This is a genomic window from Bradyrhizobium guangxiense (genome assembly GCF_004114915.1).
Classification (GTDB): Bacteria; Pseudomonadota; Alphaproteobacteria; order Rhizobiales; family Xanthobacteraceae; genus Bradyrhizobium; species Bradyrhizobium guangxiense.
This window is the reverse complement of the sequence record NZ_CP022219.1, coordinates 3,712,701-3,738,953: the sequence shown is the minus strand read 5'-3', so window position 1 is coordinate 3,738,953 and position 26,253 is coordinate 3,712,701. Positions and strand designations below refer to the sequence as shown.

Annotated in this window: 23 protein-coding genes; 19 read left to right on the top strand and 4 right to left on the bottom strand. The window is 64.1% G+C overall.

The features are described 5' to 3' along the window. Positions 1-299 precede the first annotated feature (299 nt). Entirely contained in the window at positions 300-1,853 is a 1,554-nt protein-coding gene (locus X268_RS17675) for a porin (protein ID WP_128926123.1), read from the top strand. A 538-nt stretch (positions 1,854-2,391) separates the two neighbouring features. On the opposite strand, the gene X268_RS17670 is transcribed toward X268_RS17675, so the two are convergent. After that, positions 2,392-4,815: a lytic transglycosylase domain-containing protein gene (locus tag X268_RS17670; RefSeq protein WP_164938155.1), complete on the bottom strand. Its 2,424-nt coding sequence runs from the start codon at positions 4,813-4,815 to the stop codon at positions 2,392-2,394. Positions 4,816-5,094: 279 nt separating this feature from the next. On the opposite strand from X268_RS17670, the gene dapA reads away from it, so the two are divergent. From dapA to X268_RS17650, 4 genes are read left to right on the top strand one after another with little or no spacing between them, the layout of a single operon-like run. Continuing rightward, positions 5,095-5,985 carry a 4-hydroxy-tetrahydrodipicolinate synthase gene (gene dapA, locus X268_RS17665; protein WP_128926121.1) on the top strand — a complete coding sequence of 297 codons (891 nt, stop codon included), beginning with the start codon at positions 5,095-5,097 and terminating at the stop codon, positions 5,983-5,985. A gap of 53 nt (positions 5,986-6,038) precedes the next feature. Continuing rightward, positions 6,039-6,452: a large conductance mechanosensitive channel protein MscL gene (mscL, locus tag X268_RS17660; protein WP_164938154.1), complete on the top strand. Its 414-nt coding sequence runs from the start codon at positions 6,039-6,041 to the stop codon at positions 6,450-6,452. A gap of 59 nt (positions 6,453-6,511) precedes the next feature. After that, on the top strand, positions 6,512-6,985 hold the full coding sequence (gene smpB, locus X268_RS17655) for an SsrA-binding protein SmpB (protein WP_024341117.1): 474 nt from the start codon (positions 6,512-6,514) through the stop codon (positions 6,983-6,985). Between the two features lie 4 nt (positions 6,986-6,989). After that, entirely contained in the window at positions 6,990-7,571 is a 582-nt protein-coding gene (locus X268_RS17650; protein ID WP_128926119.1) for a peroxiredoxin, read from the top strand. Positions 7,572-7,632: 61 nt separating this feature from the next. Here X268_RS17650 and X268_RS17645 read toward each other — a convergent pair whose 3' ends face one another. After that, the gene (locus X268_RS17645; protein ID WP_128926118.1) at positions 7,633-8,307 is read right to left on the bottom strand and encodes a uracil-DNA glycosylase; all 675 of its coding nucleotides are present in this window, start codon (positions 8,305-8,307) and stop codon (positions 7,633-7,635) included. After that, on the bottom strand, positions 8,288-8,932 hold the full coding sequence (locus tag X268_RS17640) for a LabA-like NYN domain-containing protein (RefSeq protein ID WP_028135957.1): 645 nt from the start codon (positions 8,930-8,932) through the stop codon (positions 8,288-8,290). Before X268_RS17640 ends, X268_RS17645 begins: the two co-directional genes overlap by 20 nt. A 330-nt stretch (positions 8,933-9,262) precedes the next feature. Here X268_RS17640 and rpoZ point away from each other — a divergent pair, with 330 nt between their 5' ends. The 13 genes from rpoZ to X268_RS17575 all read left to right on the top strand — a co-directional run bounded on the left by rpoZ (position 9,263) and on the right by X268_RS17575 (position 23,533). Beyond that, complete coding sequence (rpoZ, locus tag X268_RS17635; RefSeq protein WP_007603391.1) at positions 9,263-9,655, top strand: DNA-directed RNA polymerase subunit omega; 393 nt, start codon at positions 9,263-9,265, stop codon at positions 9,653-9,655. Between the two features lie 207 nt (positions 9,656-9,862). Then, entirely contained in the window at positions 9,863-12,148 is a 2,286-nt protein-coding gene (locus X268_RS17630) for a RelA/SpoT family protein (RefSeq protein WP_128926117.1), read from the top strand. Positions 12,149-12,192: 44 nt separating this feature from the next. Beyond that, entirely contained in the window at positions 12,193-12,945 is a 753-nt protein-coding gene (locus X268_RS17625) for a pyridoxine 5'-phosphate synthase (RefSeq protein WP_128926116.1), read from the top strand. Then, a complete protein-coding gene (gene acpS, locus X268_RS17620; RefSeq protein ID WP_128926115.1) occupies positions 12,942-13,361 on the top strand; it encodes a holo-ACP synthase in 420 nt (139 codons plus the stop codon). Before X268_RS17625 ends, acpS begins: the two co-directional genes overlap by 4 nt. 249 nt (positions 13,362-13,610) lie before the next feature. Next, positions 13,611-14,375: a signal peptidase I gene (lepB, locus tag X268_RS17615; protein WP_128926114.1), complete on the top strand. Its 765-nt coding sequence runs from the start codon at positions 13,611-13,613 to the stop codon at positions 14,373-14,375. Next, positions 14,372-15,193 carry a ribonuclease III gene (gene rnc, locus X268_RS17610; protein ID WP_128926113.1) on the top strand — a complete coding sequence of 274 codons (822 nt, stop codon included), beginning with the start codon at positions 14,372-14,374 and terminating at the stop codon, positions 15,191-15,193. Before lepB ends, rnc begins: the two co-directional genes overlap by 4 nt. Beyond that, positions 15,183-16,109, top strand: coding sequence for a GTPase Era (gene era, locus X268_RS17605; protein ID WP_128926112.1), 927 nt, complete (start codon positions 15,183-15,185; stop codon positions 16,107-16,109). The genes rnc and era overlap by 11 nt, the downstream gene beginning before the upstream one ends. Before the next feature lie 21 nt (positions 16,110-16,130). Continuing rightward, complete coding sequence (locus X268_RS17600; protein WP_128926111.1) at positions 16,131-16,511, top strand: hypothetical protein; 381 nt, start codon at positions 16,131-16,133, stop codon at positions 16,509-16,511. 142 nt (positions 16,512-16,653) lie between these two features. Then, positions 16,654-17,406: a DNA repair protein RecO gene (recO, locus tag X268_RS17595; protein ID WP_128926110.1), complete on the top strand. Its 753-nt coding sequence runs from the start codon at positions 16,654-16,656 to the stop codon at positions 17,404-17,406. A 100-nt stretch (positions 17,407-17,506) separates the two neighbouring features. Continuing rightward, positions 17,507-17,794 (top strand): hypothetical protein, encoded by a 288-nt coding sequence (locus tag X268_RS17590; protein WP_128926109.1) that lies wholly within the window; start codon positions 17,507-17,509, stop codon positions 17,792-17,794. A gap of 60 nt (positions 17,795-17,854) precedes the next feature. Further along, positions 17,855-20,113 carry a DNA topoisomerase IV subunit A gene (parC, locus tag X268_RS17585; RefSeq protein WP_128926108.1) on the top strand — a complete coding sequence of 753 codons (2,259 nt, stop codon included), beginning with the start codon at positions 17,855-17,857 and terminating at the stop codon, positions 20,111-20,113. 320 nt (positions 20,114-20,433) lie between these two features. Then, entirely contained in the window at positions 20,434-21,984 is a 1,551-nt protein-coding gene (locus X268_RS17580) for an ABC transporter substrate-binding protein (RefSeq protein ID WP_128926107.1), read from the top strand. A gap of 4 nt (positions 21,985-21,988) precedes the next feature. After that, positions 21,989-23,533, top strand: coding sequence for a GMC family oxidoreductase (locus X268_RS17575; RefSeq protein ID WP_128926106.1), 1,545 nt, complete (start codon positions 21,989-21,991; stop codon positions 23,531-23,533). Positions 23,534-24,357: 824 nt separating this feature from the next. Here the strand turns inward: X268_RS17575 and X268_RS17565 are convergent. Next, entirely contained in the window at positions 24,358-24,951 is a 594-nt protein-coding gene (locus X268_RS17565) for a flavin-containing monooxygenase (protein ID WP_128926105.1), read from the bottom strand. Positions 24,952-25,246: 295 nt separating this feature from the next. Between X268_RS17565 and X268_RS17560 the strand changes: the two genes are divergently transcribed. Further along, complete coding sequence (locus tag X268_RS17560) at positions 25,247-26,242, top strand: ABC transporter substrate-binding protein (protein ID WP_128926104.1); 996 nt, start codon at positions 25,247-25,249, stop codon at positions 26,240-26,242. Positions 26,243-26,253 lie beyond the last annotated feature (11 nt).

Sequence of the window (26,253 nt, the reverse complement as noted above, 5' to 3'; positions counted from 1 at the left end):
TAAGACGACGGTTTGATCACATCTGCGTGTTATTTGTGCAACACCCGATGGAAAACAAGCTTCATGGGCCCGTTCCGGAGCGTTCTCTTGTTGTGTGTGCAAGGACGTTCGGTAATTGTGACTGAGCGACGGAGGGGGGCATCCCGAGGTCGTCCCGTTTAGGTCATTCGCTTAAGTCCCTCGCGTTCATGCGGGTGTGTCCGAAGGCGCGAAGGGGGCCAAAGCGGTGATTTAGAGGGGGTTGGGGAATTGGCCGTCCGGTCAGTGACCTTCCCTGAAGAGCAACTTGGAGGTTTAACATGAAGTTGGTTAAGAGCCTTTTGCTCGGCTCAGCGGCGGGTCTGATCGCCGTGGGCGGGGCTCAAGCAGCTGATCTGCCCGTGAAGGCCAAGGCGGTCGAATACGTGAAGATCTGCTCGCTGTACGGTGCGGGCTTCTACTACATCCCGGGCACCGACACCTGCATCAAGCTGGGTGGTTATCTGCGCGCTGAAGTCGCGCTGAACACCAACTCGGACTTCAGCGGTCAGCTCACCGGCAACAACGGTGCGCGCAACCGCCTGACGAACTACTACACCATGCGCGCTCGTGAAGATCTCAACATCGACACGCGCACCGCGACCGAGTACGGCGTCGTCCGTACCTTCTTCGACGGCGTGTTCTCCTGGACCACCGGCAACTATGCCGGCACGGGCAGCGCGACCGGCGGCCGTCTACCGGCACCTGGCCTCAACACCTCGGGTGCAACCCCGGCTCTCGTTGGTTCGTCGATCAACGGCACCGACGGCAACACCTCGGGCGGTTCGCTCGGCGTGTACTACGCCTTCATCCAGTTCGCTGGCTTCACCATGGGTAAGGCGGTGTCGCAGTTCGACGCGCCCTGGACCAACTATCCTGGCAACAACATCGACAGCCTCGTCGGCGGTTCCGGCACGGTCACTGGTGTCAACCAGTTCACCTACACCGCTGACTTCGGTCAGGGCGTGACGGCCTCGTTCTCGGCTGAAGATGCGACGGCCTACTACCAGGCGGGCAACCTCTCCGGCGCCAGCGCTGGCATGATCGGTGGCTACGGCACCAACGCCATCGGCGGTTCGCGTTCGCCGAACCTCGTCGGTATGGTCCGTGTCGACCAGGCCTGGGGCCTGTTCCAGGCGTCGGTCGCTGCGCATGACAACCACGTCGCCTATTACGGCGCCACCGAGCCGACTGGCCACCCCGACGACAAGTGGGGTTGGGCGGTTCAGCTCGCTCTGTCGATCAAGAACATCCCGACCGGCGCGGGTGACACGATCAACATCCAGGGCGTCTACACCGACGGCGCATCCCGCTACAACTTCCAGAACCTGGCGGGCGGCAGCTACTCGATGTTCGGCAGCTCGGGCATCGCCTACCAGAGCGTCGGCTTCGCCATCGCTCCGGACACCGTGTTCGTGACCGGTTCGTCTCAGGAGACTGTGAAGACCTGGGGCTTCCGTGGTGCTTACACCCACAACTGGGATCCTTACTGGAACACTGCGCTCTACGGTGCTTGGGCTCAGGCCCAGTTCGGCACGCTGGCCAAGACCACGCTCTGCGGCGCGACTGGCACTGGCGGTGTGTTCGGTGGTCTCGCGGGTGTCACGGGTTGTAACCCTGACTTCACGATCGCCCAGCTCGGTATCATCACCCGCTGGACCCCGGTCAAGAACCTCACGTTCTCGGCTGACTTGAACTGGACCCATCTCGACCAGAGGTACTCCGGTACTGTCGGTTACGCTGGTTCCGGCACGACGGCCAAGCCGGCCGCTGTGTACGAGCTGAAGGATCAGGACACCATCACCCTGCTCCTCCGCGCTCAGCGCAACTGGTAAGTTCGGTCTAACGACCTGACAGAGAGCCCCGGCGGGAAACCGCTGGGGCTTTTCTTTTGCCGATCATTCTTGGTCGGCAATGTTCTTGCCGCCCCCAGTCGATTCCCGCCTCTCGCGCCGCGCCGTGGCAGAATCCGGGCGCCGCTCGCCGTTGATCAATTCCTGGCCAGGCGCGACGAAAGCTGGCCGCGGGGCGGGCTCCGCGTCAGCGCGTCTTCCCCGACCGACGCACCCGCGCGACCTGCGGGCCAGCCGCGATCCTCCTGCATATGCCACGCGGATCAGGTCTTGCTGCATCAGGCGTCTCAGCGCCCCTCGGGCCGATGCGGCTTTGCCTCATCCCGAGGAGACCGCAGCAAGCGGCCGTCTCGAAGGACAAGGCGCCTGTTCATGTCGCAGCCAGGATCCTTTGCGATTGCCCTGCGCTGCAAACGGGAGCGCTCGCGCATTGCACGCGGGCTTCGGATCTCGTTGGCAGAGGCCAGCGCCTGACGACTCGCCGTCGATGCTCCCGGCAGCAAACCGAGCGAGGATGCCGCTACTCGACGCTGCCGGCGCCGCGGCGCAGATCAGCCTCGATCTGCAAGCGCGAGCCGCCGCCGAAGCGGGCGCGGTAGACCTGAAGATTCTCCATGATCCGCTGCACGTAGTTGCGCGTCTCCGAGAACGGAATCAGCTCGACCCAGTCGACCGCGTCGACCTTCGGATCGCGTGGATCGCCGTAGCGGTCGATCCATTTCCTCACGCTGCCGCGGCCGGCATTGTAGGCGGCAAAGGTCATGATGTAGGAGCCGCGATAATCCTCGAGCAGGCCGCCGAGCTCAGCCGAGCCGAGCGTGGCGTTGTAGACCGAATCGTTCTTCAACCGACCCAGATCATAAGTCGCGCCGTGCCGCTTGCAGACATAGCGCGCAGCGTCCGGCGTCACCTGCATCAGCCCGTAGGCCTGCGCCGGCGAGACCACGCGAGGGTTGAACGCGCTTTCCTGCCGCGCGATCGCGTAGACGATGCTGCGCTCGACCTCGGGGCCGATCGGCGTGAAGTGGGGAATGCCGTTGACGGGGTAGGCGTAGAAGTCGAACGGCAGACCGCGATTGAGCGCGGCCTTTCCGAGCAGCAGCATGCCGCGCGCGTCGCTGTAGCGCTGGGTGAGCTCGCCGAGGCCCGCGAGCGCTTCGGGATCGCCGTTCTCGCCCATGTCGGCCAGCAGCGGCACCACCAGCTCGCGCTCGTCCAGCTCGTAGAGCAGCTGCGCGGCGCGCACGATCTCGAGCCGTTCGGCGCCGCGGCCGCGCGGCTGGCTGTTGAGCTCGATCTGCGGCAGGCCGAGCTTTGCGCGCGCGAGCTGGCCGTAATAGCTCGTGGATTGCTCGGCGGCACGGGCATAGGCGTTGCGTGCCTCCTGCTGGCGACCCATCGCTTCCGCGGCGCGGCCCTGCCAATAGCCGGCGCGCGCCAGCGTGGTCGGATTGACGCTGCCGACGCCGATGCGGGCAAAATGCTGGGCGGCGGTGGCGGGATCGTTGAGGAAGCGCAGCGCGATCCAGCCGGCGGTGAATTCCTGCTCGGTCTTGTAGATGTCGCGGGAGGGCAGGGCCGCATCGCGCGCAATCAGATAGGCGCTGCGGAATTCCTCGGTGTCGATCATCTTGCGCGCCAGCAGGCGCCGCTCGATCCACCATTCGTCGAGATTGTAGAGCCGGCCCGGATCCTTCGGTGCCGACAGCATGAGCTGGGCAGCCTCCGCGAACTTCTCCTCGCGGCGCAACAGCTGGATCTTGCTGAAGATGAAGCCGGGATCATTGTGCAGCTCGCGCGGTACCGCATCGAGCAGCGCGTGCGCGTTCGGCGCTTTCTTGACGGCGGCGATGCGGGCCTTGGCAAGCGCAACATAGCCGGCACCGAGGCGCTTTGCGGCACGCAACGCGGCCTCGTTCTCGCTGCCGTAGAGCAACGTGTCCATCCGCGCCTTCTGGTCGCCCGGTGTCAGCAGGGCGCCGAACTGGTCGAGCGCGCTGTTCTCGGTATCCTCCGACATCGGATCGCTGCGCCAGGCCTCCCGCACCAAGCGCTCGGCATTGGCGCGGTCGCCGCGCGCCAGCATCGCCTTGGCGAGCGTGAAGCGGCCCTTGGCGGAGATCGGAGATTCATTCTCGAACCACGACCACGCCACTGAATCGTCGCGCCTGTCGTCCCACATCGCAGCTTCGAGGCGCCGGCGCAGGAAGGTCTGCGACGGCCAGCTCGGATTGGCGGAGAGGAAGGCGCGGTAACGCTCCACGGTCGCGCCATTGTCCTCGCTGCGCAGGATGATCCATTCCGCGAGTTTCCGCGCGACCGGATCCGAAATGCCGGCCGCGGCATTGGTAGCGTCGCCCGCATTGCGCTTGCGCACGAGCTCGATGACGCTCTCGAGGGTTTCCTTGTCGCCCTGCGACGTCGACGAGGTCACAGCGACCGCGGCCGGTATGACCGGCTTGCGCGGCGCGGCATGCTGGCGGGTCGCCGGCGCGAGCACGGGGGCTGCGGCGGGGCGCGGGGCAGGGGCGGAAGGTCTGACAGTGGCGGTCACGGCCGGCGCGGGGGCCGGGTTCGGAGGCGAGCCGCTGGCGGCCGGATGTGATTTCGGCGCAGGGGCCGCGGCGGCAGGTTTGGGCTTGTCCTTCGCGGGGTCCTTCCCGGCGTTCTTGCCGGCATCTTTGCCACTATCCTTGACCGGTTTCTTCGCAGCATCCTTGGCCGGCGCGCCAGCCGCGCCCTTGCTGACGCCCTTGGCTGCGTCCTTCGTCGCTTCCTTGCTGATTTCCTTGCCGGTTCCCTTGCCCGTTCCCTTGGGCGAGCCCTTCGCCGCGGCTGGCTTCGCCGTGTCCTTGGCGGTGTTCTTGGTGGTTTCCGCGGTCGTCTCGTTGGGCTTGTCGCTGGACTTGGCCAGGGCGGCGCAGCCGACCGAGAGCCCTGCCATCAGGCACACGACTAGACCGGTGGATCGCCAGGCGGCGCGAGGGAATGAGGTCACGGGTGTCGTCGCCCCGAATCAGTCAAGTGGCTCAAGATCTAGCTGTATTTGATTGAATATGCGGACAAAATACCAACAGCCGCTTACCTCGGACCGATTTGCACCACCACCGCGGCAAAATCGCGGCCTAAACGGTGCGTCACGCGGCAGCGGGCCTTTTACCGGCGGGATAGACCCGATATGAAGGGGGCTTGCTCAAGAGATAGCCGCGTACGGAGGAAGTCCATGGCAGCCAAGACGAAATTCCGGGGGTCTTTCACCGCCTTGGTCACCCCGTTCAAGAACGGCTCGCTGGACGAGGCGGCGTTCCGCTCCCTGGTCAACTGGCAGATTTCGGAGGGCACCAACGGCCTGGTCCCGGTCGGCACTACCGGCGAGAGCCCGACGCTCAGCCACGACGAGCACAAGAAGGTGGTCGAATGGTGCATCGCTGAGGCCAAGGGCCGCGTGCCCGTCATTGCGGGAGCGGGCTCGAACTCGACCAAGGAGGCGGTCGAGCTCTCCCAGCACGCCGAGAAGGCCGGCGCGGACGCCGTGCTCGTGGTGACGCCGTACTACAACAAGCCGACCCAGGAAGGCCTATACCAGCACTTCAAGGCGATTAACGACGCGATCGGGATTCCGATCATCATCTACAACATCCCGCCGCGCTCGGTGATCGACATGTCGGTGGACACCATGAAGCGGCTGTGGGAGCTGAAGAACATCGCCGGCGTCAAGGACGCCACCGCCAGCATGGTGCGCGTGTCGCAGCAGCGCGCCGCGATGGGCGAGGACTTCAATCAGCTCTCCGGCGAGGACGCCACCATCATCGGCTACATGGCCCATGGCGGGCATGGCTGTATCTCGGTGACCTCGAACGTCGCGCCGCGCCTCTGCGCCGAGTTCCACGCCGCCTGGCAGAAGGGCGACACCAAGGCGGCGCTCGCGATCCACGACAAGCTGATGCCGCTGCACAACAACCTGTTCATCGAAAGCAATCCGGCGCCGATCAAATATGCGATGTCGCTGCTCGGTAAGCTGGATGAGACGCTGCGGCTGCCGATGGTGCCGGTGTCCGAGCCGACCCGCGTTGCGGTGCGCAGCGCCATGGTGCACGCTGGCCTGATCAACTGACGTTAGGCCTTGGGGAGCTTGCAATGAGCGGGGTCGACGACAAGGGCAGGCGGATGCTCAAGGAGTTTCGCGAGTTCGCCATGAAGGGCAACGTCGTCGATCTCGCGGTCGGCGTCATCATCGGCGCGGCCTTCGGCGCCATCGTCACGTCGCTGGTCGGTGACATCATCATGCCGATCATCGGCGCCGTCACCGGTGGCCTCGACTTCTCGAACTACTTCATCCCCTTGTCGAAAGCGGTTACCGCCACCAACTTAGCGGATGCGAAAAAGCAAGGCGCCGTCCTTGCTTACGGCAGCTTCCTGACGCTGACGATCAACTTCATCATCGTCGCCTTCGTGTTGTTTCTGGTGATCCGCGCCATGAACACCCTGAAGCGCAAGGAGGAGGCGGCCCCCGCCGCTCCGCCGAAGCCGTCGGCCGAGGTAACGCTGCTGACCGAGATTCGTGACCTCCTCAAGAAGTGACGCGCGCGCTTCAACCGAACTGTTAGCTTTGCTGCGCATCTCGATCAGGTTTGCCTCTCATGGCCGATAAAAACGAACGTCCCATCAAGGTCATGGCGGAAAATCGCAAGGCCCGCTTCAACTATGCGATCGAGGACACGATCGAGGCGGGCATTGCGCTCACCGGCACCGAGGTCAAGTCGATCCGCAACGGCAAAAGCACGATCGCGGAGTCCTACGCCGATTCCAAGAACGGCGAGATCTGGCTGATCAACGCCACCATTCCCGAATATCTGCAGGGCAACCGTTTCAATCACGAGCCCAAGCGGCCGCGAAAGCTGCTGCTGCATCGCCGCCAGATCAACAAGCTGATGGGCGCGGTCGACCGCGAGGGCATGACGCTGATCCCGCTCAAGCTCTATTTCAATGAGCGTGGTCGCGCCAAATTGCAGCTGGCGGTTGCAAAGGGCAAAAAGCTGCACGACAAGCGGGAGAGCGAGAAGAAGCGGGACTGGAGCCGCGAGAAGGGCCGCCTGATGCGGGCGAGGGGCTGACGAGATGACCCAACGGAACCTGCTCGAGGTCGATTGGAGCCAGATTCCCGCACCCGTCGACGACGGTGCGGCAGACCATCTCACCGGCGCGGTGCTGCCGCCGATCGGCCTGCTCGCGACCAACGACACCTCGGTGACCCTGTCGGCGCTGCGCGGCCGGACCGTGGTGTTCGCCTATCCGCGAACGGGCGAGCCCGGCAAGATCGCGCTGGTGGACGATTGGGACATGATCCCGGGAGCACGCGGTTGCACGCCGCAGACCTGTGCGTTTCGCGACCTGTTCGCCGAGCTCAAGGCCGCCGGCGCCTCGCACGTGTTCGGCCTCTCGACCCAGAGCAACGAATACCAGACCGAGATGGCCTCACGGCTGCATCTGCCGTTCCCAGTGCTGTCGGACGAGAAGCTGGCGCTCACGCGCGCCTTGAGGCTGCCCACCATGGAGGTCGCGGGCCTGACGTTGATCAAGCGCCTGGCGCTGATCATCGACGAGGCGCGCATCACGCATGTGTTCTATCCGGTGTTTCCGCCCGACCGGAACGCCGGCGACGTGCTGGACTGGCTCAAGGCCAATCCGGCCAAGAGCTGAACCTCTCCCCGCCAAGGCGAGGTGGACCCAGATCACCGGCTACCCGAGCCGCATCGGCCCTCTAATCGAGATCCGCCTTCACCTTCGCGAACACCGACCGGAACATGTCCGCGGTCAGCACGCCGGTGTTCGTATTGTAGCGCGAGCAATGATAGCTGTCGTAGAGCTTGAACGCGCCGGCCTGGTGCACGGCGCCATGGCCGAAGGGGGCCTGGGAGGCCTTCAGCTTCAGTGGCTTGAGCACGCTATCGTGCGCAATTCGCCCGAGTGCGATGATGGCGCGCAGGTTCGGCATCGTCTCGAGATTCGCGACGAGAAACTGCCGGCAGGTATTGATCTCGACCGGCAGCGGCTTGTTCTGCGGCGGCACGCAATGCACGGCATTGGCAATCCGGCAGTCGATCAGCTTCAACCCGTCATCGGGACGCGCCTGATAGGTGCCTTTGGCAAATCCGTATTCCAGCAGCGTGGCGTAGAGCAGGTCGCCGGCATAGTCGCCCGTGAACGGCCGTCCGGTGCGGTTGGCACCCTGCATCCCCGGCGCGAGGCCGACGATCAGAAGGCGTGCCTTGATGTCACCGAAGGGAGCGACCGGCGCATTGTGCCACAAGGGCTCGCGCGCGCGATTTGCCGCGCGAAAGGCAACCAGGCGCGGACAGAGCGGACAATCACGGTCGGGAACGACGGTGGGGGGCTGGCGGCTTGACCGAGCCGCCTCACTCCTCGAAGTCGTCATCGCCCCTCGGCGCCATCGTGGTTGCGCGCTGGAGGAACTGCGGGGCGTGGTGGCGGGCCTCGCGCTCGCCACGGTCGCGCGGGGCGGGGCGCTCGGACGGATCGCGGCCGAGCTTGGACTGCAGCTCGACGAGGTCGGTGAAGACGTCAGCCTGGCGGCGCAGCTCGTCGGCGATCATCGGCGGCTGGCTGGCGATGGTGGAAATCACCGTGACCCGCACGCCGCGGCGCTGCACGGCCTCGACCAGGGAGCGGAAATCGCCGTCGCCGGAGAACAGCACCATCTGGTCGATGTGCTCGGCGAGCTCCATCGCGTCCACGGCGAGCTCGATGTCCATGTTGCCCTTGACCTTGCGGCGGCCCGAGGCGTCGATGAATTCCTTGGTCGCCTTGGTGACGACGGTGTAGCCGTTGTAGTCCAGCCAATCGATCAGCGGGCGGATCGAGGAGTATTCCTGATCCTCGATGATCGCGGTGTAGTAGAACGCCCGCAGCAGCGTCCCGCGGCCCTGAAACTCCTTCAGCAGGCGCTTGTAATCGATGTCGAAGCCCAGGGTCTTCGCGGTCGCGTAGAGATTGGCCCCATCGATGAAGAGCGCGATCTTGTTGGTAGGAGAAGGTGACATTCAGTTTGCTCGCGTAGTGTTCGTGATTGATCGTTTATTGTTGGCGCGGCGACAGCAGGCCGCGCATTTCTTAGAGTGCCGCTAAGACCCGTCGAAACCGCAAGTCCGGAGAAGTCGGGGCAATCAAGGTATAGTTATGGCGGACTTGCATACACCCGGCACCGCCCTCGATGGCAGCCCGGGAAACCACCCATCCCAGCCCTAATGTGGGGGTAGCAGAGCCGTTTGGCGAGGCCAAATCACAAATTGGCCTTGCGAAACCGGCCCGGTCCCTATAACTAGCCCCAATCATCCACATATTTCGTCTCACCCACAACGGAGCGACAGTCCATGGCTCGCGTCACCGTAGAAGATTGTATCGACAAGGTCGACAACCGGTTTGACCTGGTCCTGCTGGCCGCCCACCGTGCCCGCATGATTTCGTCCGGTTCACAACTAACGGTTGACCGCGATAACGACAAGAACCCTGTTGTGTCTTTGCGTGAAATTGCTGAGACGACCATTTCGCCCGAAGACCTCCGTGAGGAGCTGGTGCACTCGCTCCAGAAGTTCGTCGAGGTCGACGAGCCCGAGCCGGATACGGTGCCGCTGATCGGTTCCGCGGGTGCGAGCGTCGATGCCGACGACACCGAAGTGGCAGTCGAGCGCATGACCGAAGAGGAGCTCCTGAAGGGTCTCGAAGGCCTCGCGCCGCCGGAGGAGCAGCCCGAGGAAGACGAGTAAATCGTCAGTCGCGATCGTCGATTTCTTGTGATCTTATTCAAAGGCCCGAACCCTCGTTCGGGCCTTTGCTTTTGTTGACGTTTTCGTGGTTACCATAGCGTGGTCGATTGGCGATGTGTCCTGTCACCGAATTGATCGGACACCAACGCGATCGGAGCTAAGATGTATACAACGGGCCGGCTCGGGCCCGTTTGAAGGCAGGAAGGCATGGTATATCGGCGTCGCAGCCCCTCGCAGATGCAGGCCGCAACCGAATCGGTTGCTGTGGCCCCGACTGCGCCGGTCGCGCGCCCAGCCAAGCCCCGCGCACGGATGATGCGTCAATATGACCTCGTCGAGCGCGTCCGTTCCTACAATCCCAACACCAACGAAGACCTGCTGAACCGCGCCTATGTCTACGCCATGAAGGCGCATGGCTCGCAGACCCGCGCCTCGGGTGATCCCTATTTCTCGCACCCGCTCGAAGTGGCGGCGATTCTCACCGACCTGAAGCTGGACGACGCCACCATCGTGGCCGCGCTGCTCCACGACACGATCGAGGACACCGAGGCGACGCGGGCCGAGATCGACCAGATCTTCGGACCGGAGATCGGCGCGCTGGTCGAGGGCCTGACCAAGCTGAAGCGACTGGAACTGGTGTCGCGGGAGGCCAAGCAGGCCGAGAATCTGCGCAAATTGTTGCTAGCCATTGCCGACGATGTCCGCGTGCTCCTGGTCAAGCTCGCCGACCGTTTGCACAACATGCGCACGCTCGACTTCGTCCCGACGGAATCGCGCCGGCGCATCGCCGAGGAGACGCTCGACATCTATGCGCCGCTCGCGGGGCGCATGGGCATGCAGGAAATGCGCGAGGAGCTGGAGGATCTGTCCTTCCGCACCCTCGATCCCGAAGCCTATTCGGTGGTGATGCAGCGCCTCGACGCGCTCGCCGAACGCAACCGCAACTTGATTGGCGAGATCGAGGACCAGCTGTCCAACAATCTGCGCCACCGGGGCCTGGGGGCGCGGGTGTATGGCCGCCGCAAGAAGCCGTTCTCGATCTGGACCAAGATGGAACGCAAGTCGGTCGGCTTCGAGCAATTGTCCGACATCTTCGGCTTCCGCCTCGTCGTCAGCGACATCGAGGCCTGCTATCGCGCGCTCGGCATCGTCCACACCACCTGGCCGGTGGTGCCGGGACGCTTCAAGGACTACATCTCGACCCCGAAGCAGAACGACTACCGCTCGATCCACACCACGGTGATCGGCCCCGGCAACCAGCGCGTCGAGCTGCAGATCCGCACCGAGGCGATGGACCAGATCGCCGAGCGGGGCATCGCCGCGCATGTCTTCTACAAGGAAGGCGTCGGCTCGCCGACCGAATTCCTCAAGCGCGAATCCAACGCGTTCGCCTGGTTGCGCCACACCATCGGCATCCTTTCGGAGAGCGCCAATCCGGAGGAGTTCCTCGAGCACACCAAGCTCGAGCTGTTCCACGACCAGGTGTTCTGCTTCACCCCGAAGGGCAAGCTGATCGCGCTGCCGCGCCACGCCAACGTGATCGACTTCGCCTATGCGGTGCATACCGACGTCGGCAACAGCGCGGTTGGCTGCAAGATCAACGGCCAGTTCGCGCCGCTGTCCTCGGAGCTGCAGAACGGCGACGAGGTCGAGGTGCTGACCTCGGAAGCGCAATCGGCGCCGCCCTCGGCCTGGGAAACGCTGGCCGTCACCGGCAAGGCGCGCGCCGCGATCCGCCGCGCCACGCGGACCGCGGTACGCGATCAATATGCCGGTCTCGGCCGGCGCATCGTGGAGCGCCTGTTCGAACGCGCCAAGATCGAATATGCCGACGACAAGCTCAAGGGCGCGCTGCCGCGGCTCGCGCGCACCTCGATCGAGGACGTGATGGCGGCTGTCGGGCGCGGCGAGATCAAGGCCTCCCACGTCGCACGCGCGATGTATCCCGACTACAAGGAGGAGCGCATCGCGCGCTACGGCGTCAAGAAGGGGCTTGCCGCCAAGCTCAAGGAGAAGTCGTCGGAGGCACCGCGCAGCCCGGTGGCCATTCCGATCCGCGGCATCAATTCCGACCTGCCGATCAAGTTCGCGCCGAACGGCGGCGCCGTGCCGGGCGATCGCATCGTCGGCATCGTCACGCCGGGCGAGGGCATCACGATCTACCCGATCCAGGCGCCGGCGCTGAAGGATTTCGAGGAGGAGCCCGAGCGCTGGCTCGACGTCCGCTGGGACATCGAGGACTCCGCACCGCAGCGCTTCCCGGCCCGCATCAAGGTCGAGAACGTCAACGAGCCCGGCGCGCTCGCGCAGATCGCGACCGTGATCGCCGAGCACGACGGCAACATCGACAACATCAGCATGCAGCGCCGCTCACCCGACTTCACGGAGACGACGATCGATCTGGAAGTCTACGATCTGAAGCACCTGAGCGCGATCCTGGCCCAGCTGCGTGCGAAGGCGGTCGTCGCCAAAGTCGAACGTGTTAACGGATAGGCGTATCTCCCATGCGCCGGTCCCTCTGATTGTAGAGTCCTGAAATGCCCGCTTCGAAGCTTCGCCTCGGCGTCAATATCGATCACGTCGCAACCGTGCGTAACGCGCGCGGCGGCCGCCATCCCGATCCGGTGCGCGCCGCGCTGCTGGCGATCGAGGCCGGCGCCGACGGCATCACCGCGCATTTGCGCGAGGACCGCCGGCACATCCGCGACGAGGACATGGCGCGACTGAAAGCCGAGATCTCCAAGCCGCTCAATTTCGAGATGGCGGCGACCGACGACATGATGCGCATCTCGCTCGCCACCAAGCCGCATGCGGTGTGCCTGGTGCCGGAACGCCGGCAGGAGGTGACCACCGAAGGCGGGCTGGATGTGGTCGGCCAGCACAACGCGCTGGCGCCCTATATCGCGCGGCTGAGCGATGCCGGCATTCGGGTCTCCCTGTTCATCGCCGCCGATCCCGCCCAGATCGAGATGGCGGCGCGGCTGCGCGCGCCCGTCATCGAGATCCACACCGGTGCCTGGTGTGATGCCGTCACCGACGGCCACACAGACAAGGCCGAGGCCGAATGGCAGCGGATCGTGGCGGGCGTGAAGCTGGCCAAGGCCGCCGGCCTCGAGGTCCATGCCGGGCACGGGCTCGACTATGCGACGGCGGAGACGATCGCGGCGCTGCCTGAGATCATGGAACTCAACATCGGCTATTACATGATCGGCGAAGCGCTGTTCGTCGGGCTGGCCGAGACGGTGCGGAGCATGCGCGCGGCCATGGACCGTGGCCGGAGCCGGGCATGATCATCGGCATCGGCTCCGACCTGATCGACATCACCCGCGTCGCCAAGGTGATCGAGCGCCACGGCGAGCGTTTTCTCGACCGCATCTTCACCGCGGCCGAGCGGGCCAAGGCGGAGCGGCGCGCCAAGAACGAGAAGATGGTGGTGGCGACCTACGCCAAGCGTTTCGCTGCCAAGGAAGCCTGCTCCAAGGCGCTCGGCACTGGGATCCGGCGCGGCGTCTGGTGGCGCGACATGGGGGTGGTCAACCTGCCGGGCGGGCGGCCGACCATGCAGCTGACCGGCGGCGCCCTGGCCCGGCTCCAGGTCCTGACGCCGGAGGGGTTCGAGGCGCGGATCGACCTGTCGATCACTGACGACTGGCCGCTGGCGCAGGCCTTCGTCGTCATTTCCGCCGTCCCGCTGCCGAAACCCTGACCGAGCCTCGATCGTTTTGTGATTTTCTTTATAAATCAATACCTTAATCAGTTTTGATGCGATCCTTGATTGCGTGGCCTCCGACAACCGTCTAAAAGTCCGCGAACGCAAATCAGCCTGGGCGAATTCGGCTTTACGCCGGAATTGGCCCTCACTATCAGAATCAGGACAATCTCCTTGCGCCGCGAACCGGTGGGCCGTTCGCGGGAAGAGGGCGCTCTGTGATCGCCGGCCGGAATTGAGAGAGCAATGAGCGTGACTTCGGGAACGAAAACTGAGAGCGGCGTCGGCGAAACGATCCGGGTCGTGATCCACGCTCTCCTGATCGCGCTGGTAATCCGCACCTTCTTGTTCCAGCCCTTCAACATCCCGTCCGGCTCGATGAAGGCGACGCTGCTGGTCGGCGACTATCTGTTCGTCTCGAAATACTCCTACGGCTATAGCCACTATTCGATTCCGTTCTCGCCGCCGCTGTTCTCCGGGCGGATCTGGGGCTCGGACCCCGCTCGTGGCGACATCGTCGTGTTTCGCCTGCCGAAGGACGATTCCACCGATTACATCAAGCGGGTGATCGGCCTTCCCGGCGACCGTATCCAGATGCGGGACGGGCTGCTCTACATCAACGACACGCCGGTCGAGCGGCAGCGGATGAGCGAGTATGTCGGCGAGGAGCCCTGCGGCTCGGAAGCTGGCGGCATCTCCCGGGTGAAGCGCTGGAAGGAAACGCTGCCGAACGGCGTGTCCTATGAGACGCTCGATTGCGCCGACAACGGCTACGTGGACAACACCAACGTCTACACCGTCCCGCCCGGCCATTTCTTCATGATGGGCGACAACCGCGACAACTCCACCGATAGCCGCTTCCTCGGCCAGGTCGGCTATGTGCCGCAGGAAAATCTGATCGGCCGCGCCCAGATGATCTTCTTCTCCATCGCCGAAGGTGAGCACGCCTGGATGTTCTGGCGCTGGCCGTGGGCCTTGCGCTGGAACCGCTTCTTCAAAATCGTCCGATGAAAGACGAAGCCAAGGACATCGCGATCCAACCGACCGAGGCGCAAGCCGCTCCCGAGAGCGAAGCTGCAGCGAAGACGCCTGCCAAGAAGAAACGGGCGCGGAGCAGCAAGGCCAAGGGCACGAATGCCAACGCCGCGCTCGAGGCGCGCATCGGCCACGGCTTCACGGACCCGAACCTGCTGATGCAGGCGATCACGCATGTCTCGGCGCTGAAGTCGGGGCGCAAGCGCGGCGACAGCTATCAGCGGCTGGAATTCCTCGGCGACCACGTGCTCGGGCTCGTCGTCTCAGACATGCTCTATCACGCTTTCCCGAACGCCGATGAAGGCGAACTCTCCAAGCGCCTCGCCGAGCTCGTGCGGAAGGAAAGCTGCGCGGACGTTGCCAAGTCGCTCGGCCTGCTCGACGACATCAAGCTCGGTTCGGTCGGCTCCAGCGCCGACGCCCGCCTGCGCAAATCGATCCTCGGCGACATCTGCGAAGCCGTGATCGGCGCCATCTACCTCGACGGTGGCCATGCCGCGGCGGCCGAATTCGTCAAGCGCAACTGGACCGAGCGCATGCACAAGCCGCGCCGTCCCTTGCGCGATCCCAAGACCGTGCTGCAGGAGTGGGCGCAAGGAAAGGGGCTGCCGACCCCGGTCTACCGCGAGGTCGAGCGCACCGGCCCGCATCACGATCCGCAATTTCGCGTCGCCGTCGACTTGCCGGGCCTCGCGCCGGCCGAAGGCGTTGGCGGCAGCAAGCGCGCGGCGGAGAAGGTGGCAGCTTCAGTGATGATCGAACGTGAAGGCGTCGGCGGCGGCAATGACGGCTGAAGCAAGCGGCGAGACGCCCACCGCGACGCGCTGCGGTTTCGTTGCGCTGATCGGCGCGCCGAATGTCGGCAAGTCCACGCTGGTCAATGCGCTGGTCGGCGCCAAGGTCACGATCGTCTCGCGGAAGGTGCAGACCACGCGCGCGCTGATCCGCGGCATCGTGATCGAGAACAACGCGCAGATCATCCTGGTCGACACGCCCGGCATCTTCCTGCCGAAGCGACGGCTCGACCGCGCCATGGTCTCGACCGCCTGGAGCGGGGCGCATGATGCCGATCTCGTCTGCGTGCTGCTCGATGCCAAGACCGGAATCGATGAAGAGGCCGAGGCGATCCTCGCCAAGGCCGCCAGCGTCAATCACGACAAGATCCTCGTCATCAACAAGGTCGACCTGGTCCAGCGTGAGAAGCTCTTGGCGCTGGCGCAGGCTGCCAACGAGCGCATGAAGTTCGCAAGGACCTTCATGATCTCGGCGATCTCGGGCGACGGCGTCGACGACATCCGCAGGACGCTTGCGGAAATGGTGCCGCCGGGCCCGTACCTTTACCCCGAGGACCAGATGTCGGACGCGCCGATGCGGCAGCTGGCGGCCGAGATCACGCGCGAGAAGATCTATCAGAAGCTGCACCAGGAGCTGCCGTACCAGTCCACGGTCGAGACCGACAAGTGGGAGGAGCGCAAGGACAAGTCGGTGCGGATCGAGCAGACGATCTTCGTCGAGCGCGAAAGCCAGCGCAAGATCGTGCTCGGCAAGGGCGGCGCCACCATCAAGTCGATCGGCGCAGACTCGCGCAAGGAGCTGATGCAGATCCTGGACGTGCCGGTGCATCTGTTCCTGTTCGTCAAGGTGCGCGAGAATTGGGGTGACGATCCCGATCGCTACCGCGAGATGGGTCTCGACTTCCCCAAGGAATAATCAAGCAAAGATCGGTATCTGATGAGCGTGCCCAGCAACGTCCGGCGCTTCGAAGCGCTGCTCTATGCATCGTTGATGCTGGACGCCCTGTCTGTTGCCGTGCAGGACCGCACGCCGAATGCCGAGGTGACCGAGCAGATGATCATGACGGCGACATTGCTCGCCGGCGGCATGATCCTGCTGCTGGTCTATTTCGTCTGGCTGGCTGCACATTGGCGTAAGAGCTGGCCGCGCTTTGTGCTGGCGGCAGCCCTCGTGCTGTCGGTGATCTCGCTCGGCCAAATCATCGGGGAGAAGGGCCTGGAGCTCGACAGCGCCATCGAGATCGTCTCCTGCGCGCTGACCACGATGGGTCTGTATTTCTCATTCAGCGGCGACGCGCGAGGTTGGTTCAACGCGTGAGGCGCCGTAAGGTGGACTAGTGCCTTAGGGTGGGCAAAGGCGCAGCTGCGCCATGCCCACCATCTCGCGCCGTCGATCAAATCGGTGGGCCCGCTTCGCTTTGCCTACCCTACGACAGCTCGAAATGCGGTAGACTTCCCCAATGGAATGGACCGACGAAGGCATCGTGCTGGGCGTCCGGCGGCATGGCGAATCCAGCGCCATTGTCGAGCTGTTGACGCGCGGGCATGGCCGGCATCTCGGCCTCGTGCGCGGTGGCGCCAGCTCGCGGATGCGGCCGCTGCTGCAGCCCGGCAACAGCGTCAGCGCGGTGTGGCGGGCGCGGCTTGACGAGCATCTCGGCACCTATGCCATCGAAGGCCTGAAGCTGCGCGCGGCGACACTGCTGGGCTCCTCCCACGGCGTCTACGGCGTCACCCATCTCGCCTCGATCGCGCGCCTGCTGCCGGAGCGAGATCCGCACGAGGAGATTTTCGCGCTGCTCGAACATGCACTCGACGATTTCGACGACATCGGCGGCGCCGCCGTGCACCTGATCCATTTCGAGCTGGCGATGCTCGCCGAGCTCGGCTTTGGCCTGGCGCTGGAGAATTGTGCGGTGACGGGCGAGACCACGGACCTGATCTATGTCTCGCCGAAATCCGGCGGCGCGGTGTCGCGCGGGGCGGGCGAGCCGTGGCGCGACCGCCTGCTGCGCCTGCCGCCGTTCCTGCGGCATGGCGAAACCGCAAGCGATCTCACCGAGCAGGATCTCCAGGACGGCTTTCGGCTCACCGGCCTGTTCCTGCTGCGCCATGTGCTGGAGCCGCGCGGACAGGCCCATTCCGACGCAAGGGCCGGCTTCATCAACGCGTTGATGCGGCAGCAAACCAGGGCGGCCCTTCCATCGCCATGACGTGGATGCGCCTCTGCGTTGCCCCTGGACATGGAGTTCCCTGGAACGAAATCCGTCCGAGCGGAATTGGCTCAGAGGTTCCAAAATGGGGACAGCCTAAATGTTGATCAGGGGATTCGCCTTGTCCGCGGCGCTGCTCACGCTCGCGCCCGATGCAATGGCCGGTGAGCCGCAACCCGGCGTGTTTCGCCGGGCCTCCTGCACCGTCGTGCGGTACTATGTGGCCAAATATTCCGCTGCGGCTGCAGAGGCATGGGCGCGGTCCCATGGCGCGACCGAGGCCGAGATCGAGACGGCCCGCCGCTGTGTGACCAATGCGCCGGCGCCTGCCCAAACGCCTGGTCCGGCCCAGACCCAGACCGTGACTGCCGGCTGGGCCGGCCACTAGCCGCTCACAGGGAACCAATCGATCCTTGCCCGATTCGCTTCCACGGTTTAACCGGGCGGCATGGGAAAACGAATCGTTCCGCCGGAAGAACCGGCCGAAATTCACGAGGTGCCGCTGCGTGAAGCGCTGGAAGAGCGCTATCTCGCCTATGCGCTCTCCACCATCATGCACCGAGCGCTGCCGGATGCGCGCGACGGCCTGAAGCCGGTCCACCGCCGCATCCTCTACGGCATGCGCCTGCTCAGGCTCGACCCCGGCACCGCCTTCAAGAAATCCGCCAAGATCGTCGGCGACGTGATGGGCTCGTTCCATCCGCACGGCGACCAGGCGATCTACGACGCCATGGTCCGCCTCGCGCAGGACTTTTCCTCGCGCTATCCGCTGGTCGACGGCCAGGGCAATTTCGGCAATATCGACGGCGATAACCCCGCCGCCTACCGCTACACCGAAGCGCGCATGACCGATGTCGCGCGGCTTCTGCTCGAGGGCATCGACGAGGACGGTGTCGAGTTCCGCGCCAACTACGACGGCCAGTCGAAGGAGCCGGTCGTGCTGCCCGGCGGCTTCCCGAACCTGCTCGCCAACGGCGCGCAGGGCATTGCCGTCGGCATGGCGACCTCGATCCCGCCGCACAACGCCGCCGAGCTCTGCGATGCCGCGCTGCATCTGATCGAGAAGCCCGACGCGAAGTCCAAGGCGCTTTTGAAGTGGGTGAAGGGCCCGGACTTCCCGACCGGCGGCATCATCGTCGATTCCAAGCAGGCGATCGCCGAAGCTTACACCACCGGCCGCGGCTCGTTCCGCGTCCGGGCGCGGTGGACGCAGGAGGAGGGTGCCCGCGGCACCTGGGTCGTCGTCGTCACCGAGATTCCCTTCCTGGTACAGAAGTCCCGCCTGATCGAGAAGGTCGCCGAGCTGCTCGACCAGAAGAAGCTGCCGCTGGTCGGAGATATCAGGGACGAATCGGCCGAAGACGTCCGCATCGTGATCGAGCCGAAGTCGAAGAACGTCGATCCGGCGCTAATGATGGAATCGCTGTTCCGGCTCACCGAGCTTGAAAACAAGATTCCGCTGAACCTCAACGTGCTGGTCAAGGGCCGCGTCCCCAAGGTGGTCGGCCTTGCCGAGGCCTTGCGCGAATGGCTGGACCATCTGCGCGATGTCCTGATCCGCCGCAGCAACTATCGCAAGGCGCAGATCGAGCATCGGCTGGAGGGCCTCGGCGGCTTCCTGATCGCCTATCTGAACATCGACAAGGTGATCAGGATCATCCGCACCGAGGACGAGCCGAAGCCCGAGCTGATGAAGGCGTTCAAGCTCACCGAGGTGCAGGCGGAAGCCATCCTCAACATGCGCCTGCGCTCCTTGCGCAAGCTCGAGGAGATGGAGATCCGCACCGAGGACAAGAACCTCCGCGCCGAGCTCAAGGGCATCAATGCGGTGCTCGCCTCCGAGACCGAGCAGTGGAAGAAGGTCGGCGAGCAAGTCGGCAAGGTCCGCGACATGTTCGGACCGAAAACGCCGCTCGGCAAGCGCCGCACCACCTTTGCCGATGCGCCCGAGCACGACCTCGCCGCGATCGAGGAAGCTTTCGTCGAGCGCGAGCCGGTGACCGTCGTCGTTTCCGACAAGGGCTGGATCCGCACTATGAAGGGCCATGTCGAGGATCTCTCGGGGCTTGCCTTCAAGCAGGACGACAAGCTCGGCTTCGCCTTCTTCGCCGAGACCACCTCGAAGCTGCTGCTGTTCGCCACCAACGGCAAGTTCTACACGCTCGATGTCGCCAAGCTCCCGGGCGGCCGCGGCCACGGGGAGCCGATCCGCCTGTTCATCGATCTCGAGCAGGAGGCCGCTCCCGTCGCGCTGTTCGTCAACAAGGGCGGCCGCAAATTCCTGGTCGCCAGCCACGAAGGCCAGGGCTTTGTCGTCAACGAGGACGATTGCGTCGGCACCACCAAGAAGGGCAAGCAGGTCCTCAACGTCGACATGCCGAACGAGGCCCGCGCGATCACCGAGGTGCTCGGTGACACCGTCGCGGTGATCGGCGAGAACCGCAAGATGCTGGTCTTCCCGCTCGACCAGGTGCCCGAGATGGCACGCGGCCGTGGCGTGCGCCTGCAGAAGTACAAGGATGGCGGTCTGTCCGACGTTTCCGTGTTCGAGGCCAAGGGCGGCCTGACCTGGAAGGACTCTGCGGGGCGCGAATTTTCCGCGACCATGAAGGAGCTCGCGGAGTGGCAAGGCACCCGCGCCGACGCCGGCCGCCTGCCGCCGAAGGGTTTCCCGAAGTCGAACAAGTTCGGCAAGGTGATCGGGTAAGACAGTCTTCTGCCCCGGACGCAACGCGCAAGCGTTGATGTGCGGAGCCGAGACCTGTGCCACGCCGCAGATGTCATGCCCCGCCTAGTGCGCAATTGCGCACGGGGGCGGGGCATCCAGTACGCCGCGGCTTCTCGATCTAATCACGCCTGTCTCTTGAATACTGGATCGCCGGTCTAGCCGGGCGATGACTGCGAGGGTCTAGCCCGCAAACGCTTGGCAGATAGGCGTGAGCGCATGAGTGCCCGTGTCGATCGGGCACGAACATTGCTTTTTCCTGGCGACTGCGAACGTTTCAGTCAAAAGGCAAAAACAACCCAATGTTCAAACTGAAGGCTTTCATTCCGGCGCTGTTCGGTCTCGTGCTGGCGGTGGCGCCGGTGCATGCGGCGGGCAATCTGGTCGCGGTGCTCGAGGCGGAAATCGTCACGCTCGATCCGCATTTCTCCACGGCCTATATTTCGCGCACGTTCGGCTATATGGTGTTCGACACGCTGTTCGCGAAGGACTCCAAGGGCGAAATCAAGCCGCAGATGGTGCAGGATTGGAAGGTCTCCGGTGACGGGCTGACCTATACGTTCACGCTGCGCGACGGTTTGAAATGGCATGACGGCCAGCCGGTCACATCAGCCGATTGCGTCGCCTCGCTGCGCCGTTGGGGTACCCGCAGCGCGCTTGGCCGCCGCATTTTTGCGGTCACGACTTCGCTCGAGCCGACCGATGCCAAGACCTTCGTGCTGACGCTGAAGGAGCCGTCCGGCCTTGTCATCGACGCGCTTGGCAATCCCGTCAGCCCCGTCGCCTTCATGATGCCCGAGCGCATCGCGAAAACGCCCGGCGACCAGCGCATCACCGAGATCATCGGCTCCGGTCCGTTCGTCTACAGCAAGGCCGATCACCGCACCGGTGACCGCATGATCCTGAAGAAGTTCGCCGACTATGTGCCGCGTTCCGAGCCCGCCGACTTCCTGGCCGGCGGCAAGCGCGTCAATATCGACTCGCTGGAGATCCGCGTCATTCCCGATGGTGCGACGGCCGCCTCCGCGCTGCAGGCCGGCGAGGTCGACTTCATGCAATACGCGCCGTTCGATCTGTTGCCGCAGCTCGAGAAGAACTCCCGCGTGAAACTGGTCAACTTCACCGGCGGCAACATGTTCGCGGGCGCCTATCGCCTCAACGCCGCGTCGAAGCCGTTCGACGATCCCGAGATCCGCCGGGTGCTGTGGAAGCTGGTCGATCAGCGCGAGGTGCTGGATGCGCTTGGCCTGGACGCCAAATACGCCACGCCTTGCGCGACTTACTTCACGTGCGGCACCACCTATGAGAGCAAGGCCGGCACGGAGGCTGCGGCAAAGCCGTCGATCGAGGCGGCGAAGGCTGCGCTGAAGGCGACCAAATATGCCGGCGAGCCCGTCGTCGTCATGGAGGCCAATGATCTCGAGGCCCCGCGCGTTTCAGCGCAGGTGCTGGCCGAGCGGCTGAAGGCCGCCGGCTTCAACGTCGATCTGCAGGTGATGGACTGGGCGAGCGTGCTGGCGCGTCGTGCCAAGAAGGAGGGCTGGAGCGTCTATGGCGTTCACGCCGGCGGTTTCGATCTGGGCTCGCCGCTGACCAACGTCATGGTCGCCTTCAACTGCGCCGACTTCACCGGCTGGCAGTGCGATGCGCGCATCACGCCTTTGATGGAAGCCTTCGTCAAGGCGCCGGCCGAGGAGGACCGCAAGAAGATCGCGGGCGAGATCCAGACCGTGATGTACGATCAGGCACCCGCGATCCCGTGGGGTCAGTTCGCCCAGCCCGCCGCCTATCGCGCGACTTTGCGCGGTCTGATACCGTCCGCCATTCCCGTGTTCTGGAACGTTGAGAAGTAACGCGATGTACGATGTCATTGTTGTCGGCGGCGGTTCCGCCGGCGCCGCTGTGGCCGCAAGGCTCTCCGAGGATCCCGCACGCCGCGTGCTGCTACTGGAAGCCGGTCTCGACTGGCGCGCTGATGAAGCGCCGTGGGAAGTGAGGACGCCGAACCCGATCCCGATCATCCACAAGCGCGAGTACCAGGAGAAATGGCAGTGGCCTGATCTGTTGACGCGCCGCGTGGCCGGGCAGGCGCCGCGCTTCTACTGGCGCGGCAAGGGGCTCGGCGGCTCGTCGATGATGAACGGCCAGATCGCGATCCGCGGCGTTGCCGATGCGTTCGACGAATGGGCCGCCAACGGCTGCGCCGGCTGGGCGGCCAGGGAGGTGATGCCGCTGTTCTCCGTGATCGAGGACGATCTGGAGTTCGGCGATGCCGCGGGCCACGGAAGCGGCGGGCCGCTGCCGGTCTATCGCGCGCCGCCGGAAAAGTGGGGCCCGATCGATCGGGGCCTGCGCGACGCGGCGCTCGCGAGCGGCTATCCCTGGTGCGCCGATCTCAACGGTCCCGATGGCGAGGGCGTCGCCTGCTATCCCATCAACAGCCGCGACAGCCGCCGCATCAGCACCAATGAAGGTTATCTCGAGCCGGCGCGCGGCCGCGCCAATCTGGAGATCCGCGGCCACGCGCTGGTCGACCGTGTCCTGATCAGCGATGGAAGGGCAACCGGCGTTCGCGTTCACATCGAAGGGCAGGGCACCCATGAGATCAGCGCGCGGCAGATCGTGCTGTGCGCCGGCGCGATCCACAGTCCGGCGATCCTGCTGCGCTCGGGCATTGGTCCTGCGGAGGAGCTGCAAGCGATGGGCATTGCGGTCGCGCGCGATCTGCCGGTCGGCCGCCACTTTTTCGACCATCCGCTGTTTCGCGCCACGATTCAGCTCCACGAGAATCTGCGGCCCACGGATCCGGACACCCGTCACACCAACTGCTGCGTGACTTATTCCTCGGGGCTCGCCGATGGCGGCAAGCGCGACATGATCCTGATCGCCTTCAATCATCGTGGCATCGGCAATGCCGGGGCGATCGGGGCCGGGCTGTTCAACGCCTATTCGCGCGGTACGCTCAAATTGGCCTCGACCGATCCCGCGATCGATCCCCTCGTCGAGGAGAACATGCTCGCCGACCCCCGCGACATGCTGCGGATGATGGATGCGGTGAGGCGGCTCGCGGTGATCACGTCGCAGCCGGCGCTGTCTGATATCGCCGACTGGATCCGGCTCGCCGACACCGATCTGACGCTGCCGCAGGCCGCCAGCCTGCCGGATCACGAGCTCGACGCGGTGCTGCGCCGCGAGACCGGCGACATCCAGCACGCCGCCGGCAGCTGCCGCATGAGCGGCGCTGGTGACGCCGATGGCGTGGTCAATCCCGACGGCACCGTGAAAGGCATCTCCGGCCTGCGCGTCGCCGACGCCTCGATCATGCCGTCCGACTGCCGCGCCAATACGCATTTCACCACGGTGGTAATCGGCGAGGCGATTGCACGGATGATGATGAAGTAGCCACAATGACGGAGCAAGCGGCGGGGGTATTGCTCTCGAACTCGCATGTCAAACAGCAGACGCAGGTTCGCCTTCTCGCGGCGCGTCTCGCCCGAGTTTTGCTTCATATGCCGCGCCCAAAAGACAAGGGCGCAGGAAAGGCCGGGCGCCGGCTGGCACCCGAGATCCGTGCGCGACAGAAATGCACACGGGGTGGACCACAGGTGTTGCCGGTCGCCCGGCCTTCCCTGCGCGAATGGGTTTAACGGTGTCCTTCGTGCTCTCCTCGGGGAGCGTTGCACTATTGCCCCCGTCGGCTTGCGGATGGCTGATGTACGTGTCCGGTCGGACCGCCGCATCACCGCAAGCCTTGACGCACAGACCCCGGGCGTCGGGACCACACGACTTCTCCCGTCCGCGCACGTCCTCGCATGTCGCTTCGAGGGGTGGCGTGTGCTCGCCCCCGAAGCCATGCGAAGACGCTGTCAGCGCCGTGTCGTTCGCGCGATGGTCGTTGCTCACAGCCGAAGCCGCCCTACAATGCCCGATTGCGCCCGACGCCGTCGCGTCCATCGCTCCCCGGCCTGCGGTTCGTGACGATCGCGATCCGCCCCTTGTCTCAGGCCAGGGTGTTTCGTGCGTACGACAAATCCGAATTTCGGTAAAGTGGAATATTTTGCGAGATGGGGCTTGACAGTGCGCGCGGCGGAAATGATCGGTTGTTTTGCACGACGGGCAGTGGCAGCTTGGGCCGGAATGCCGAGTTTCACCCGTAGGACGTGTAGTCGTCAACGGCAGCTTCAGAGAGCAAACCGGAAGGTGCGCCGCTTGGCTATCGTCGACGGCTAGTGACCGATGTCGGACATAAGCCCAAGAAGCGCCGAAAGCTCTTCGGTAATCTGTGCACCTGAAGCGCCCGAGCCAACCACCAGCACCGCGCCCGACGGAAGTTGGTCGGGGCTTCTGTATTGGCTAGCATGCAGCTGAAAAACGTCAGCCTCTTCCTGCAACAAAGATGGGATAAGAGGTCGCTGATAGGGGCCGGTGGCCACAACAACATTATCAGCTTCAATCGGGCCGCCCGACGTCTCGGCAACGAAGCCGGTCCCGCTTTGCTTTCTATGGAGCGCATCAACGGACACCCCGCAGCGAATTGGGGCTGCGATAAAGTCAGCATACGCTGAGATGAACTCAACAATCTCGCTACTGGTTGCGAAACCGTCGGGATCTGTGTGAGCGAACGGAAAGTCCGGCAATTGCACGGACCAGTTCGGAAATTGAAAACGCGGGCCGTCCCACCGTTCGGTTCGCCAGCGCTTGGCGATCCGGCTGCGCTCAAGCACGAGATGAGGGCAGTCGAGTTTCGTCAGCATGTGGCTCATGGCCAGCCCGGCTTGGCCACCGCCCACGACAAGTGTCTTCACACGTTCGATCGGCATCGACTGTTTCCATCGATGAAAACGAGGAGACCGCCGCTGTTAATAGCCGCCACATTCTTTTCGCAGTCAAGCTGCTACGATGACCGCTGTTGGCCCTTAGCCGAAGACCGAGGCGCCCATTGCCATGTCCGCTGTCGCGGATAACCGGACGCCGGGCTGGCGCAGGCTCGATGACCGCTTGTGACCTAGTTCGGACGTCCGCGAACCTAATTTACGGTCGCGCAGCTGGTTTCCGCACTATCAATGTACTCGTTTTCGCCGATATGATGTTGCTTCCCGAACACGAGTGAGACCCATGAAGCGACGAGAACTTCTTGGTGTTATTGGTGGAGCGGCAGCTTGGCCGCTCGGGGTCTGGGCGCAGCAGCCCAAGAACGTACCTCGCATTGGGTTCCTGGTGACGGGTTCGATCGAGTCTCCCGAGGCGCGCGCAGCTCTAAAAGCCTTTGATCAAGGACTACGCGAATTCGGCTACGTCGATGGCCAGAACGTGCTCGTCGAGGTTCGAGCTGCGGACTTGAACGTCGAGCGGTTTCCGGCGCTGGCGAGTGAATTGGTCCGCCTTAAAGTCGATCTCATCGTCGCGTCGAATACCCCCGCCGCGCGTGCCGCACAGCAAGCTACCACCACTATTCCCATTGTCGTACCGGTTATGGGCGATCCTGTAGGAGACGGGCTGGTGGCGAGCCTCGCTCGACCCCAGGGAAACATCACTGGGTTGACCTTCCTCGGCCCGCAGCTTGTCCCCAAGCGCCTAGCCTTGCTCAAGGAAGCACTACCCACAACTTCCCAGGTGGCGGTTCTTTGGCACCCAAGCGCCTATGGCGAGCGCACGATGAATGACATGGTGACAGAGGCAAATGAGGCTGCACTGACCCTGGGAGTTCAGCTTCGACTTGTTGCTGTGCATGTCCCTGACGATTTGGATCGCGCATTTTCCACGATTATTGGAGAACGTGCGGACGCCATTCTCATATTTCCGAGCCCGATGCTTTACAATCAACGTAAACGCATTGTCGAACTAGCGGGAGAGCATCGGCTGCCCATAGTGGCGATGGGAAAGGAGTTTGTACAACTCGGTGGGTTCATGTCCTATGGAGCAGACATTATGGACTTCAATCGGCGCTGCGTTGCCTATGTGGATAAGATACTCAAAGGCGTGAAGCCTGCTGACTTGCCGGTTGAACAACCCACCAAGTTTGAACTGTTCATTAATCTCAAAACTGCGAAGACCTTTGGTATCGAGATTCCACCTTCGCTGGTCGCTCGCGCAGACGATGTGATCGAATGACATTTGTCGAT